Origin of the sequence: Haloarchaeobius caseinilyticus (assembly GCF_051207395.1) — an archaeon.
Taxonomy (GTDB): Archaea; Halobacteriota; Halobacteria; order Halobacteriales; family Natrialbaceae; genus Haloarchaeobius.
In genome coordinates this window covers 100,522-113,708 of sequence record NZ_JBPJZC010000004.1, presented here as the reverse complement: position 1 = coordinate 113,708, position 13,187 = coordinate 100,522, and the positions used below count along the sequence as shown (strand labels likewise).

Genomic DNA, 13,187 nt, shown 5'->3' with positions numbered 1-13,187 from the left:
CGGCGCTGTCCCGTCCGGCGTCCTCGTCCGGACCGCCGAACGGCCACAGCGGTCGAAGCCCGCCACCAGTGACGACGGATTCGAAACCACATCGGTTCGGACGTTCATTCGGTACGAAGAAAATGGCAAATTCCGCTCTCCCCTACTCTCTACATGGTGCAGACCCACTCGGCAGGAATCACTGGCAAAGAAGTTCGAGTGAACAGCCACCGATGGACGCTGACCGGGGACATCGGCGTGCGCAACCGGGGAACGACGCTCGCGGTCCACGCCAGACGGGCCGACAACAGAAAGCGTCAACCTGGCGTCCTCTACTTCGATGCCGTCGGAACGGAATCAGTGAACCCCGGCGCGCTCAAAGAGCAGTTCGTCGAACTCAAGCGTCGAGGTGACGAACACTTCCTCGTCGTTGAAGACGAAGGCGGGCGGTACCGCTACGAACTCCACCGGGTGCAGTACGTCTGAGCACCAATGCGAGACTGACAATGGACTGTGCAATCTGCTGCTTCGAAATCGAAGGCGACCAACCGTTCGTGGAAGTGACCTTCGACTTCCTGAACAGTGATGTGAGCGAGAGTGACACGTATCAGGTGCACGAATCGTGTGCGCAGTTCCTCAGGAAGGGACTGCGAGAGTGATGGGGAAGGTTTGGAACCGAGGAGACACGTGCGGGAAGTCCCTCACCCCTTGATGTTGGCGAGTGGTTTCAGCCGGGCGACTTTCGTCCCGATGCCGAGTTCGTCGCTCACCCGAACGACCTCGTCGATGTCCTTGTACGCACCGGGTGCTTCCTCGGCGAGCGTCGCCTTCGAACGTGCCCTGACGTAGATATCCTGCTCGTGGAGCGACCGCTGCAGTTCGTCCGAGGGGAAGTCCTTCTTCGCTTGCGTCCGCGAGAGCAGTCGACCAGCACCGTGGGCGGTCGAGCCGAACGTCAGTTCCAGCGACCGCGGCCCGCCACAGAGGACGTACGAACTCGTGCCCATGCTCCCCGGGATGAGCACTGGCTGGCCGACGTCGCGGTAGGCATCAGGGATTTCTGGACGACCAGCCGGGAACGCCCGCGTCGCGCCCTTTCGGTGGACGAGCACGGTCTGCTCGACGCCGTCGACCTCGTGTCGCTCCTCCTTCGCGACGTTGTGACACACGTCGTAGACGAGTTGCACGTCGGTGTGCCCGAACAGTTCCTCGAACGCCTCGCGGACCGCCGCGGTCATGGCCTGTCGGTTCGCCCACGCGAAGTTCGCCGCGGCGTACATCGCGTCGCGGTAGTCCTGCGCCAAGTCATCGCCCAGTGGCGCGTAGATGAGTTGTCTGTCCGGTAACCGGTCGACGAGGGCCGGATAGGCGCGCTCGAACCGGCGGATGTACTCGGTACAGGTCTGGTGGCCGAGGCCGCGAGAGCCGGAGTGAATGGTGACGACGACCTGTCCCTCGTGGAGTCCGAACGCGCTCGCGGTGGCGTCGTCGAACACCTCGTCGACGCGCTGGACTTCGAGGAAGTGATTCCCCGACCCGAGCGAGCCGACCTGCCGCAGTCCGCGCTGGAAGGCTTCGTCGGGCAGCTTCGCTGGGTCACCCGGGAGCCGACCGTTCTCCTCGCAGTGCTCCACGTCGGCGTCGGTCGCGTAGCCCTGGTCTCGCATCCAGTCGAGCCCGCCCGAGAGGATTGCTGGCAGGGTCTCACTGTCGACGTGGATGTAGCCACCGCGACCGAGTCCGACCGGGACGAGACTGTAGAGCAGGTCGGCGAGTTCCCGCTCGTGGCCAGCGATTTCGTCGTGTTCGAGTCCCGTTCGGAGCAGGCGGACGCCGCAGTTGATGTCGAACCCGATACCGCCCGGGCTGATGACGCCCTCGTTCCGGTCGACCGCGGCGACGCCACCGATGGGGAAGCCATATCCCTGATGTCCGTCCGGTAGTAGGACGGAGAACCGCTGGATGCCCGGCAGCGTCGCCACGTTTCGCGCCTGCCGCAGCGTCAGGTCTCCAGTCGTCTGTAGCTCTGTGAGTAACGCCTCCGAGGCGTAAACCCTGACTGGGACACGCATGTCCCCCGATTGCGGTAGCTCGTAGACGTTCTCCTCGACCGGATTGAGTGGGTACGCTGCAGTGGCCATCTCGAATCACTCCATACTGAGAGTAGGAGTGGAGCGACGGATACGGTTCGCCCTTATCCGCCGTCAACGACGGGAAATCACCAGCCAGAGAGCACCTGAGATTGGGGAATCAGCCTCGTCAAGAGTGTGCGTTATGCAGAATCGTAGCCTCTGTTGGGACGGAACTAACATGTCCGCGAAGAACCGACCTGCCGCGACGAGGGTACTGACTCGAATCAAGCGTTTGATCGGGCGAGCACCGCCGTTCCCGGTCGATGTTACAGACCAGGGCGACGAGTTCGTCGTCTCGGCTGAACTTCCAGGTGTCCGAAAGAGAGACATCCACGTCAGGGCGCGACGGAACGAGGTCCAGATTGTGGCGAAACTCGACCGGGACACGGTCGGCACGTACCTCACGAGAGAGCGCGGCCGTGGCAGGGTCAGCCGGGTCGTCGAGTTACCCGCCCCCGTAAATCTGGACCACGTTTCGGCGACATACGACGACGGCATCCTCTGGGTGACGCTCGAAAAACGGTACAAGCCGCTCCTCCGAAAGCGGGCGCTACCGCGGCGACTGGCACGGAGTCGATAGGCCGTCGACCGCAGACCGCACCGTTCTATCGCCTCAATCACCCGTACAGAACCCTCACACCCGCCAGCCACCTATTTCCACGTATGGCCGAGTACAGAGAGACGTTCGTCACGATTCCCGTCGACGGCGTGGAACTGGAGGGCGAACTCATCGTCCCGCCGCGAGCCACCGGACTCGTCGTCTTCGCACATGGGAGTGGGTCCAGTCGGAAGAGTCCGCGGAACAACTTCGTCGCCGAGGTGCTCCGAGACCATGGCCTCGGGACGTTGCTGTTCGACCTGCTGACCGAGACTGAGGACCAGACGTACGAGACGCGCTTCGACATCGACCTCCTGACCGAGCGACTGCTCGCCGCGACTGATTGGCTCCGACAACGCGAGGACACCGAATCCCTGAACGTCGGCTACTTCGGGTCGAGTACCGGGGCCGCGGCGGCCCTTCGCGCCGCAGCAGCGCGTGGCGACGACGTTGGCGCAGTCGTCTCGCGTGGCGGGCGTGTCGACCTCGCGACCGAGCAACTGCCGGCGGTCAGCGCAGCGACGATGTTCGTCGTCGGTGGTGCGGACACACAGGTGCTCGAACTCAACGAGACGGCATTGACGAAACTCACGTGTCCGAAGGACCTGACTGTCATCGACGGCGCAGGCCACCTGTTCGAAGCACCGGGCGAACTCGAAGCGGTCGCCGACCTCACTGCGGACTGGTTCGAGCAGAGACTGGCCTGACGTCACACACTGTATCAGGGTCATCGCCATCCGTCATAGCGACGTTGGTGACAGTATGCGCGAGAACGAGGTAGTCAGAGAGTTCGCGGAAATCTTCTCGGCCATGGGGGTGAGCCGAGTCGACGAACTGTTCGACAGCATCGAGGCGCCCCCTTTCGATATCTCCGATCACCCGACAGCCAGCCACGTCCCCGGCCATACCGCAAGGTCGTTCGTGTTCACTCTCGCCAGAAAAAACGTGCTGTGCTGCGATACTTTCCGTATGACGGACGACGTTCGAGCGAGACTGTCACCGGACCACGGTGAGCAGTGGAACGGAGATACCGTCAATGTCGTCTAACGACTGGCTCGACAGCCCGGCGATGTCGCTGTTGCGGAGAGGGGAGATAACGCTCGACGTGTGGTTGGCCAACGGAGCGACCCGCGCAGAGATAGAGGCTCGGCAGCGACACCGTCTCGCGGCGCTGCTTTCGTTCAGCCGGAGACAGTCACGGTTCTACAAACGACACTACGCCGATGTCCCCGAGTGCAGCACCGACCTCACGCAGTTTCCGCCGGTGACGAAACCGATGTTGATGGAGCACTTCGACGACGTCGTCACCGATACCGGGATTACAAAAGATGACATCGCCGCGTTCGTCGCCGACGAGTCGAAAATCGGCCACCGCTACATCGGCCGCTATCCGGTCTGGACAACGTCGGGAACGACAGGGGAACCGGGTGTGTTCGTTCAGGACGAGACTGCATGGACCGTTGCAGATGTGGCGGCTGATCGGTGGATTCTGCCCGCGATGGTCAGGTGTATCCCACTGAACCGACTCGTCAGGCAAAACCTGCGCGTCGCTATCGTCGCCGTCTCTGGTGGCCACTTCGGCGGAGCGGCCGGACTCGAACTGAAGCGCAGAGAGTCCGTATCTGGAGCGCGTCGCTTCCGACTCTTTTCGGCGATGCGTCCGCTCGACGACCTCATCGTGGACCTGAATCAGTACCGACCCGCCATCCTCGGTGGCTATTCGTCCGTCCTCGTCGAGTTAGCGCGAGCCCAGCGAGACGGGCGGCTCGACATCAGTCCGGCAGTCGTTACCCCCACCGCAGAGCCCATCTCGGCTGCGCAAAAGCGAGACCTCAGGCGGTCCTTCGATTGTGTGGTTCGAGAACTCTACGGGGCGACTGAATGTTTCCCAATCGCCGTCGAGTGTGAGCGGGGCACGCTCCACGCGAACATCGACTGGGTCGTACTCGAACCAGTGAACGAGGACTATCAACCGGTCGAACCAGGCACACCATCGGATACCGTTCTCATTACGAGCCTCTCGAATCGAGTGCAACCGCTCATCCGGTACGACCTCGGAGACAGTATCACGTTGACTGGTGAACGGTGTCCATGTGGGAGCGAGTTCCCGGTACTGGCAGTCGAGGGACGGCAAGGTGATGTACTCTGGTTCGAAACCGACGAAGGAAACGAGGTGCCGATTTTCCCACTCGCACTATCGAGTGTCGTCGAAGAGATTCCAGGTGTCCGGCGAACACAAATCATCCGAACGGCCCCTCTCGCACTGCAGGTTCGCGTGGACGTCACCCCAGATGCAGACGAGGGGGACGTCTGGACGAACGTCGAGCAAAACCTCCAGTCGTTCCTTCGTACCCACGGCGTTAGCAGCGTAGCCGTGGAAGCGGCTTCTGAGTCTCCGCAGCGAGAGCCACGGAGTGCGAAGTTTCGTCACGTCTGGTCGGAAGTAGCCGAATAGCCTCCCCAGCTGAGTCAACGTATCGGAAGTACCCGGTTATCGAAGTCGAAAGGCTGCAAGCCCTCCCTGAAGGGCAGGGAGGGCGTCATGCGTGTCGAGATAAAGTCCGCGGCGAGTGCGAGTATCCAGAGATACCTCAGTTACCGCGAGGTATCGTTACCCACCTCGGGACCGAAATACGGGGTGAAAGGCCGTGCACACGCTCAGTGACCCAAGCCCGGTAGCCCGCCGAGTCCTCGAAGAGCGGTGTCTCCGCCGAGACGACGCCGGAGAGGTCGTGGAGACACCTACCGAGTTGCTCGAACGAATCGCGACGACAGTCGCTGCCGTCGAAGAGGCGTACGGGAGCGACCCGACCGCCGTGGACGACGAGTTCGCGGCGATGCTCGACTCGCTCGACTTCCTCCCGAACTCGCCGGTGCTGATGAACGCCGGGACTGGCTCCAATCAGCTCGCGGCCTGCTTCGTGCTCCCCGTCGAAGACTCACTCGGCGGGATTTTCTCGACACTCAGCGACGCGGCACTCGTTCACCAGAGCGGCGGCGGGACCGGCTTCTCCTTCTCGAAGCTTCGGCCTCGTGGCGACGTGGTGCACGAGACCGGCGGCGTCGCCAGCGGGCCGGTCAGTTTCATGCGCATCTTCGACACCGCGACGGAGCAGATAAAGCAGGGCGGACGACGCCGCGGCGCGAACATGGGCGTCCTGGCCGCCTCACACCCCGACATCGGCGAGTTCGTCGCGGCGAAGCGCCAGGAAGGGGTGCTGCGCAACTTCAACCTCTCCGTCGGGACCGACGAGCGCTTCTGGACTGCGGTCGAGCGAGGCGAGCAGTACGACCTCGTGAACCCGCGGACTGGTGAGCCAGTCGACCGCGTCGACGCGAACGAATTGCTAGACGGTATCGCCGCCGCGGCGTGGGCCACTGGCGACCCTGGTGTCCTGTTCTTCGACACCATCGACGCGGCCAACCCGACGCCACCGCTCGGTCACATCGAGGCATTGAACCCGTGCGGGGAGACGCCGCTGCTCCCGTACGAGGCGTGCGTCCTCGGCTCGGTCAACCTCGGCCACATGACGACCGGCGGGGAAGTCGACTGGGACCACCTCGGGCGGACCGTCAGGCTCGGTGTCCGCTTCCTCGACGACACCATCGACGCTTGCTCGTACCCGCTCCCGGCCATCGAGACGGCAGTCACCCGGACGAGAAAAATCGGTCTCGGTGTGATGGGCTTTCACGACATGCTCGTCGACCTCGGCGTCGCGTATGACTCGGACGAAGCAGTCGAAGTAGCCGAGGAGGTCATGGCGTTCGTCTCCGACCGTGCGTGGGCTGCTTCGGCCGAACTCGCCGACGACCGCGGCCCGTTCCCCGCGTTCGACCGGTCGACGTTCCGAAAGCCGGTTCGGAACGCCACGACGACCGCAGTCGCGCCGACAGGCACCATCTCCATGCTCGCTGGCTGTAGCTCCGGCATCGAACCGATATACGGGGTCGTCGTCGAGAAGCACGTACTCGGCGGGGTGGAACTCGTCGACGAGCGATTCGTCGCACTGGCCAGCGAGCACGGCTTCGACGACGAGTCGCTCCTCGACGAACTGCGCGACCGTTCGTCGATTCAGGACGTAGCGAAGATTCCGGCCGACGTTCGCCGACTGTTCCAGACCTCCCACGACGTCACACCGGCACGTCACCTCGCGGTGCAGGCGGCGTTCCAGCGCCACACCGACAACGCCGTGAGCAAGACGGTGAACTTGCCCGAATCGGCATCGACCGCGGACGTTCGGGAGATTTTCGTTCAGGCTCGTGCCCTCGGCCTGAAGGGCGTGACCGTCTTTCGTACCGGCTCGCGGCAGGCACAGGTCCTCGGGTCGTCGACGGCGAAGGATGCGTGTGGGTACGAATGTGACGGCCCTCGGTGAGTTCGCCGATGCGGCCGTACGAAGGAATCAAGGAACGCGTTAGGCCCGTCCCGCCCTTTGTCTACAACATGGCGGATACACGACGGGGGCGGGAGAAGAAAGCCGCTGACAAAGAACGCAGCCAACGAAAGCGCGAGGTCGAAGAAGCTCGCGAACACGATGAGGCGACTAAAGAACGCCTGAAAGAGCACGAAGAGGAGGAGTACGAAGAAGAACTCGCCGAAGACGAGTGAATCAGCCGGCAGTGGTCTCCTCGGAGCCCACTAGCTCCACTTCGGCACTGTTGCGGCAGAAGTACGGGTAGAAAGTTAGACCGCAATCACTCGATTTCGATGTGCTTCCCTTTCGGGGTCTCGCTCTTCGTGAGCGTCACCGTCAGGACACCGTTTTTGTACCGTGCCGACGCCGCTTCCGACTCCACTGCCGTGGGGAGCGTTATCGACCGCTTCACCGACCGATGCAAGCGTTCCTGATGCAAGAACTCACCCTCGGTGGTCTCGGACTCGGTCTCGTGTTCGGCTGAGATAGTCAGCATGTCGCCGTCGATGTTCACGGAGATTTCGTCCTTGTCGAAGCCGGGCATGTCGGCCGTGACGACGATTTCGCCGTCGACGTCCTCGACGTCCAGCGGCATCGTTCCTGTCTCCATGTCGCCGAACGGACCCATCCCTCGGCTCGGGATAGTCCACGTGTCGTCGAGCGATTCGAGTTGTCGGCCCATCCGCTCGAAGAGCCGTTCCAGTTCTTCGAACGGGTTCTTTCTGGTCGCCATTGTGATTCCTCGGGTATCACTAGGTGCGCGACCCTCTCGAACTTCTCGCCTGACACTCCCGGTTTCTGTCCTGACGGCAGTGTCAAGCCCTTCTGCGACGAATTTATGGTATGGTATTCGCAGACAGGTGGCGAGACGTGAACGCGGCCTGCGCCGCACTCGACGCTGACACGGTGTTCGTCACGCCGGACACCTGTCGGCCGTTCGCCGTCGAAATCGTCGACGACGAGCGATTGCTCGCCCGGTTCACCGACTCGCTCGAAGAGCGCGTCCTCAGACGCGACCAGTTCGGCGTCCTCTACGACCAACTGGAGAGTAAAGACGTGGGCATCGGACTCGGCTCCCTTCCCGCAGGCGTCGAACCGTACGTCAGCGTGTTCAGCGTGCTCCCGGAGTACGTGGTCGACTTCGACACGAACGTCTTCCGGCGAGCGGTCGGGGAGGAGCAACAGAATCGCACACCCGAGGACTCCCCACTTATTGTCGAATCGTGGGAGGCCAGAAGCGAACCTGAACACGTCCACGACGACGCGCTCTTGTTGGCGACCCAGTTAGCCGACACGCCGCCCGACGAGACGACACTCACGACGGACCTCGTCGACCTGTACGTGTTGCTCTCGGACGTAGAGCGCGGCGCAGGCGCACTCCGGCGGTCGGTCGGCGAACGGCTACTCGACCAAATCGGTCCGGATGGACGACTCGACGGGACCTACGGGTCGGTCAGCCGAGCGACCAGACGGTATCGCTACCTCAAAGACGAGTCGACGGTACTGCACGCCCTCGAAGACGCCAATATCCCGACCGAGTGGGCCACCGGTGTCGTCCCAGAGAAACTCGACGTGGTGTTGGCCGCGACGAGCCTCGACGAGGAGAAAGTCTACGACCTGGCCGACCGAACGTTCGTCCAGAAGACCGGCACCCACGAACAGGAGAAGCAGGGACGGCTGGCCGGATTGCAGGCACGACTCGACACAGTGGATGCTGCTCGGCGAACGGAACTACAGGACGAACTCGAGGAACTGGAGCGCAAATTCGACGACACTCTCGCTGCGAAGTAGGCGCGAGTTCGAAGCGAGGACCGCCCGTTCCGAATCGAGACAAAGTATTTGCACGAAATTCGAATTTGTCTGCCAGTCAAGCCGCCACAATTGGTGGCCCACATCTCACGTAGTAGCTGCTCACAGCTGTAGCTGGTGTATTCCACCGAACCAGAAAACCACCCATTTATACCACCCGATGGTAAGACTTTTCGCTCCGATGCCGAATGGCCACGTATGAACTTCACGGCAGAGCTAGGCCAAGACGCAGACGCCTACTGGGACGCCATCGTGGCGCACCCGATGGTCACGCGACTCAGCGATGGGTCGCTGGCCGAGGACCCGTTTCGATACTGGGTCAAGCAGGACTACGTCTACCTCGTCGAGTACAGCCGACTGTTCGCGCTCGGGGCAGCCAAAGCTCCGGCGCTGGACCAACTCGGGACGTTCGCGAAATTACTCGACTCGACGGTGAACGAAGAGATGGCACTCCACCGGTCGTACGCCGCCGAGTTCGGTATCTCGCCCGACGAACTAGGTGCCACAGAACCGTCGCCGACGACTCGGGCCTACACTGACTTCTTGCTCCGGACGGCTGCACTCGGGACCTTCGGAGGCCTCGTCGCGGCACTACTCCCGTGTATGTGGGGGTTCAACGAGACCGGCAAGCGACTCGCCGCGCAGGGGAAACCGGACCACGAGCAGTACGCCGAGTGGGTCGAGATGTACGCCGGCGACGAGTTCAGCGAACTGACGAAGTGGTGCAAAGACCTCATGGACGAGGTGGCTGGCGACGCCAACGAGGCTGAGCGTGCCCGGTACCGGGACCTGTTCGAGACCTCGGCACAGTACGAGTACCTGTTCTGGGAGGCCGCGTGGACCGAAGAGGAGTGGCCGCTATGACGAGCGAGTTCGACGAATTCTCCGCGGCACGTCAAGACTCACGGTTCACCGACTGGCTACGTGAGCAGAGCGGGCCTGACTGGGCGGCGGCGACCGAACATCGGTTCACCACGGAACTCGGTGCAGACGACATCTCCGACAACGTGTTCCGTCGGTACCTCCTGCAGGACTACACCTTCCTCGAAACGCTCGTCGGCGTGTTCGGTCACGCCGTCGGCGAGGCCCCGACGATGGCGGCGAAGTCACGACTCGTCGACTTTCTCGGCGTCCTCACCGACGACGAGAACGACTTTTTCGAGCGGTCGTTCGCGGCACTCGGCGTACCCGAGCCTGCGTACCAGAATCCGGAACTGCGTCCCCCGACCCGCGCGTTCGTCGACTTGCTCGAACGCGCGGCCAGGCAGGGCGGCTACGCCGAGACCCTCGCCGTCCTCGTCCCGGCGGAGTGGATCTACCTCTCGTGGGCGACCCGTATCGACGGTGAGCCGCCAAAGCGGTTCTACCTCGCCGAGTGGATAGCCCTGCACGCGATGCCCGACTTCGAGCAGTTCGTCGCGTGGCTCCGAGCAGAACTCGACCGCGAAGGAGCCGCGGCGTCCCCACGCCGCCAGCAGCGACTCGCCCGACTGTTCCGGCGGACGGTCGAACTGGAAGTCGCGTTCTTCGACGCTGCCTACGACGATTTTCCCACACGGTCTCCGTCGCAATCGGCCCCAAACGAGGGCGATGTAACGTGGTGAGTAGCACGGTCGCGCTAGCTCTCACGGTCTGTACGTTGCTCGGCTTCACCGTACTCGGTGTCTGGTACTCATGTGGTCGTGTCGACTCGGTCGAGTCGCTCATCTCTGCCCGGAACTCCGCCGGAGACCGGCGAACGACTGCGACGCTCGTCGCCTCAGTGATGGGTGTCTGGATTCTGTTCGCCGCGCCCGAAGCCGGCGCAGGATTCGGTATCGCCGCCGTCGTCGGCTACGCGATCGGTGAGGCGGTCCCGATGCTCGTCTACGCGAAACTCGGCCCCCGAATTCGTGAGGTGATGCCGAACGGGCACTCGCTCACCGAATATGCTCACGTGCGCTACGGCGACGCGATGTACGGTTTCGTCGTCGTGGTGAGCGCGCTGTACATGTTCGTCTTCCTGGCCGCCGAGTTGACGGGTATCGCCGGTGCGCTGGCGTTCGTCGCTGGCGTCCCCCAGTGGCAGACTGCGGTCCTCGTCGGCGGCTTCGTCCTCTGTTACACGGCCTACGGTGGTCTCCGAGCGAGTATCGTCACCGACACGGTACAGGCGCTGCTCGTGCTCCCATTGCTCGTGCTGACCGTCGTCGCTGCTGTCGTCTCACTCGGTGGTCCGTCCGCCCTCGTCTCGGGCGTCGAGACGACCAACCCGAGCCTGCTCGATCCCGGCTTCGCCGCGGGCCTCCAGTTCGGTCTTGGCCTCGCATTCGCCGTCCTCGGCGCGGAACTCATCAACCAGACGTGGTGGCAGCGCATCTACGCCGCCGAAGACGGCCAGACAGTTTCCCGAAGCTTTCGGAACGCTGCGGGAATCAACGGCCTGCTCGTGTTCGTCGCCGCGTTCTTCGGCATCGTCGCCGTCGCCAACACAGACGTGGTGACCGACCCTACGAGCACGGGCTACAACGCCGACGTGGCGTTCTTCCTCCTGCTCGACGGCGCATTCCCAGAGTGGGCCGTGCTCGCCGTGGTCCTCCTCGCGCTCGTCCTCGTCGTCAGTTCCGTCGACTCGCTGTTCAACGCGCTGTCGAGCCTCGTGACGGCCGACCTCGCGCGATTGCTCGACCGGGCGAGTGACCGCCAATTGGCGTTCGGTGCTCGGACGTTCACCGTCATCGTCGCGCTGGCTGCGGTGTACGTCAGTCTTCGTGCCCAGAGTGTGCTGCGACTGTTCTTCCTCGCCGACTTGCTCGGTGCGGCCATCGCCTTCCCACTCGTGTATGGGTTTTACTCCGAGCGGATTACCGGCCTCGGGGCACTGGGGAGCAGTGTCGTCGGTCTCGCGTTCGGACTGGCGTACTTCCCCGACTTGCGTGAGTACCTCACTGCGGTGCCCGTCGTCGGTGGACTGCTGCCCGCGGCTGACCCGCTGTATCTGACCTCGTTCGGCGGGGCCTTCCTCGTCTCGACCGGACTGACTCTCGTGGCCGCACGACTGTCGTCGACGAGTTTCGACCTCGACAGGCTGGGCAGCGAGATTCGACGGTTGGACGAACCGATGGCTGACGGCGGTGAACGACGAAACTAAACTGGCTGGGTAGGTGGATTACCCCCCGTTTCTCCGCTACTTCCGCTCCGGTTTGACTGGGTCCGCATCGCGCGAAAGGACAGCCACGTATGTGTCCTCGTACCCCGACGTGTCGAGGTACATCTCGTCTACCGGAATCAGCAGTCCATCACCGTGGACGTATGGCCAGTGCTTCGGGATGTGATACGGAGTCCGAGCACTCCCTCCGGAGAATTCCCGGTAGTTCTGGAAGCCGTGCGAACGCCCAGACGGGGCACTTTCGTAGAGACTCGAATAATACTGACCGTCGTCAAAGCCGTCGACGAGGACGTAGAGAGGGTGTTCGAGGTCGTCTTTCGACTCGATGTCGTCGCCCAGTTCGGCGAAGTCCGAGAAGTAGAATTGAATCTTCGGGGACTGAGATTGCACGTCCTCGGTCAGGCGCTCGTCGTACCGTAAGCCGTAGACGAGGTCGTCGAGTTCGACCACGTCGAAGGCCATCCCCGACTCCAACACGGACTCAGGACAATGCACGAGGTTGGCGAAACGCCGGGATGTCTCAGCACCATCGGCGTAGATGCCACCGGGAAAGACGTAGCCGACTTCGAAGTCTCTAACTGGGAAATAACGCATCTGTGGCGGTGTCGCAACGAAGATGAAATCGCCGTCAGCCAACGACTCGTATCCCGCGTCGAAGTCGACACCGTATTCGGCTGCATACTCGCGTAGTCGCTCCTCGAAGACCTCGTACTCCTCCTTGATTCGGTCGGCAGTGGCTTCGTCTGCGTGAGAAATTACAGGTGCGTCGTCGCCCGCCTGCAATCCGTACAACGAATCTTCGACTTCGAGTACGTCGCCAACCCCGACAGTAGCTGGAAACGGCTCGGCGACGACGGTGGTCCGTCTGCTCCACGAGTCCAGTTCTGTACCCTCCCAGTGATCTACGACGAACCGCCCATCACGCTCCTCGACGATGTGAATTGTCACGAAAGTACTCCTCGTCTGACCATCACAGCGAACGGTCATGAAGGCATCCCGGGCGGAGTGAAAGTGAAACTATTTTCGGCCATCTGGCACGGTTTTTAGCAGAGATAGGACGGTTCCCGAGAGCAAGTCCGACCTCGTGAGTAGCGCCCAATCGACTA

General features: G+C 62.6%; 15 protein-coding genes. 12 read left to right on the top strand and 3 right to left on the bottom strand.

Features of this window, described 5'->3' with window-relative positions; translation table 11 throughout:
* Window positions 1-153 precede the first annotated feature (153 nt).
* Window positions 154-465 carry a hypothetical protein gene (locus ACSC1P_RS18220; protein WP_435361636.1) on the top strand — a complete coding sequence of 104 codons (312 nt, stop codon included), beginning with the start codon at window positions 154-156 and terminating at the stop codon, window positions 463-465.
* Window positions 466-485: 20 nt separating this feature from the next.
* Window positions 486-638 (top strand): hypothetical protein, encoded by a 153-nt coding sequence (locus tag ACSC1P_RS18215; protein ID WP_435361635.1) that lies wholly within the window; start codon window positions 486-488, stop codon window positions 636-638.
* A gap of 42 nt (window positions 639-680) precedes the next feature.
* Here the strand turns inward: ACSC1P_RS18215 and ACSC1P_RS18210 are convergent, their stop codons facing one another.
* The gene (locus ACSC1P_RS18210; RefSeq protein ID WP_435361634.1) at window positions 681-2,120 is read right to left on the bottom strand and encodes an RtcB family protein; all 1,440 of its coding nucleotides are present in this window, start codon (window positions 2,118-2,120) and stop codon (window positions 681-683) included.
* 169 nt (window positions 2,121-2,289) lie between these two features.
* Here ACSC1P_RS18210 and ACSC1P_RS18205 point away from each other — a divergent pair, with 169 nt between their 5' ends.
* The 6 genes from ACSC1P_RS18205 to ACSC1P_RS18180 all read left to right on the top strand — a co-directional run bounded on the left by ACSC1P_RS18205 (window position 2,290) and on the right by ACSC1P_RS18180 (window position 7,318).
* Window positions 2,290-2,691 (top strand): Hsp20/alpha crystallin family protein, encoded by a 402-nt coding sequence (locus ACSC1P_RS18205; RefSeq protein ID WP_435361633.1) that lies wholly within the window; start codon window positions 2,290-2,292, stop codon window positions 2,689-2,691.
* Between the two features lie 83 nt (window positions 2,692-2,774).
* Window positions 2,775-3,416, top strand: a complete 642-nt coding sequence (locus tag ACSC1P_RS18200) for a dienelactone hydrolase family protein (protein ID WP_435361632.1) — start codon at window positions 2,775-2,777, stop codon at window positions 3,414-3,416.
* A 55-nt stretch (window positions 3,417-3,471) separates the two neighbouring features.
* The gene (locus tag ACSC1P_RS18195) at window positions 3,472-3,756 is read left to right on the top strand and encodes a hypothetical protein (RefSeq protein ID WP_435361631.1); all 285 of its coding nucleotides are present in this window, start codon (window positions 3,472-3,474) and stop codon (window positions 3,754-3,756) included.
* Complete coding sequence (locus ACSC1P_RS18190) at window positions 3,746-5,164, top strand: phenylacetate--CoA ligase family protein (protein ID WP_435361630.1); 1,419 nt, start codon at window positions 3,746-3,748, stop codon at window positions 5,162-5,164. Before ACSC1P_RS18195 ends, ACSC1P_RS18190 begins: the two co-directional genes overlap by 11 nt.
* Window positions 5,165-5,357: 193 nt before the next feature.
* On the top strand, window positions 5,358-7,085 hold the full coding sequence (locus ACSC1P_RS18185) for an adenosylcobalamin-dependent ribonucleoside-diphosphate reductase (RefSeq protein WP_435361629.1): 1,728 nt from the start codon (window positions 5,358-5,360) through the stop codon (window positions 7,083-7,085).
* A 68-nt stretch (window positions 7,086-7,153) separates the two neighbouring features.
* Window positions 7,154-7,318, top strand: coding sequence for a hypothetical protein (locus tag ACSC1P_RS18180; protein WP_435361628.1), 165 nt, complete (start codon window positions 7,154-7,156; stop codon window positions 7,316-7,318).
* Window positions 7,319-7,404: 86 nt separating this feature from the next.
* Here ACSC1P_RS18180 and ACSC1P_RS18175 read toward each other — a convergent pair whose 3' ends face one another.
* Complete coding sequence (locus ACSC1P_RS18175) at window positions 7,405-7,857, bottom strand: Hsp20/alpha crystallin family protein (protein WP_435361627.1); 453 nt, start codon at window positions 7,855-7,857, stop codon at window positions 7,405-7,407.
* A 110-nt stretch (window positions 7,858-7,967) separates the two neighbouring features.
* On the opposite strand from ACSC1P_RS18175, the gene ACSC1P_RS18170 reads away from it, so the two are divergent.
* The 4 genes from ACSC1P_RS18170 (at window position 7,968) to ACSC1P_RS18155 (ending at window position 12,063) form a co-directional block, all read left to right on the top strand.
* Entirely contained in the window at window positions 7,968-8,915 is a 948-nt protein-coding gene (locus ACSC1P_RS18170; protein WP_435361626.1) for a DUF7983 family protein, read from the top strand.
* A 216-nt stretch (window positions 8,916-9,131) separates the two neighbouring features.
* On the top strand, window positions 9,132-9,797 hold the full coding sequence (tenA, locus tag ACSC1P_RS18165) for a thiaminase II (protein WP_435361625.1): 666 nt from the start codon (window positions 9,132-9,134) through the stop codon (window positions 9,795-9,797).
* On the top strand, window positions 9,794-10,537 hold the full coding sequence (locus ACSC1P_RS18160) for a TenA family protein (RefSeq protein ID WP_435361624.1): 744 nt from the start codon (window positions 9,794-9,796) through the stop codon (window positions 10,535-10,537). Before tenA ends, ACSC1P_RS18160 begins: the two co-directional genes overlap by 4 nt.
* On the top strand, window positions 10,531-12,063 hold the full coding sequence (locus tag ACSC1P_RS18155; protein WP_435361623.1) for a sodium:solute symporter family transporter: 1,533 nt from the start codon (window positions 10,531-10,533) through the stop codon (window positions 12,061-12,063). Before ACSC1P_RS18160 ends, ACSC1P_RS18155 begins: the two co-directional genes overlap by 7 nt.
* Before the next feature lie 36 nt (window positions 12,064-12,099).
* Here ACSC1P_RS18155 and ACSC1P_RS18150 read toward each other — a convergent pair whose 3' ends face one another.
* The gene (locus ACSC1P_RS18150; RefSeq protein ID WP_435361622.1) at window positions 12,100-13,029 is read right to left on the bottom strand and encodes a hypothetical protein; all 930 of its coding nucleotides are present in this window, start codon (window positions 13,027-13,029) and stop codon (window positions 12,100-12,102) included.
* Window positions 13,030-13,187: the final 158 nt, after the last annotated feature.

What these genes read in the sequence shown, in the direction of transcription:
- ACSC1P_RS18170 (WP_435361626.1), top strand. Translation starts at nt 7,968, where the DNA reads ATGGTATTCGCAGACAGGTGGCGAGACGTGAACGCGGCCTGCGCCGCA.
- ACSC1P_RS18175 (WP_435361627.1), bottom strand. Translation starts at nt 7,857, where the DNA reads ATGGCGACCAGAAAGAACCCGTTCGAAGAACTGGAACGGCTCTTCGAG.
- ACSC1P_RS18205 (WP_435361633.1), top strand. Translation starts at nt 2,290, where the DNA reads ATGTCCGCGAAGAACCGACCTGCCGCGACGAGGGTACTGACTCGAATC.
- ACSC1P_RS18210 (WP_435361634.1), bottom strand. Translation starts at nt 2,120, where the DNA reads ATGGCCACTGCAGCGTACCCACTCAATCCGGTCGAGGAGAACGTCTAC.
- ACSC1P_RS18220 (WP_435361636.1), top strand. Translation starts at nt 154, where the DNA reads ATGGTGCAGACCCACTCGGCAGGAATCACTGGCAAAGAAGTTCGAGTG.
- ACSC1P_RS18195 (WP_435361631.1), top strand. Translation starts at nt 3,472, where the DNA reads ATGCGCGAGAACGAGGTAGTCAGAGAGTTCGCGGAAATCTTCTCGGCC.
- ACSC1P_RS18160 (WP_435361624.1), top strand. Translation starts at nt 9,794, where the DNA reads ATGACGAGCGAGTTCGACGAATTCTCCGCGGCACGTCAAGACTCACGG.
- ACSC1P_RS18190 (WP_435361630.1), top strand. Translation starts at nt 3,746, where the DNA reads ATGTCGTCTAACGACTGGCTCGACAGCCCGGCGATGTCGCTGTTGCGG.
- tenA (WP_435361625.1), top strand. Translation starts at nt 9,132, where the DNA reads ATGAACTTCACGGCAGAGCTAGGCCAAGACGCAGACGCCTACTGGGAC.
- ACSC1P_RS18180 (WP_435361628.1), top strand. Translation starts at nt 7,154, where the DNA reads ATGGCGGATACACGACGGGGGCGGGAGAAGAAAGCCGCTGACAAAGAA.
- ACSC1P_RS18215 (WP_435361635.1), top strand. Translation starts at nt 486, where the DNA reads ATGGACTGTGCAATCTGCTGCTTCGAAATCGAAGGCGACCAACCGTTC.
- ACSC1P_RS18200 (WP_435361632.1), top strand. Translation starts at nt 2,775, where the DNA reads ATGGCCGAGTACAGAGAGACGTTCGTCACGATTCCCGTCGACGGCGTG.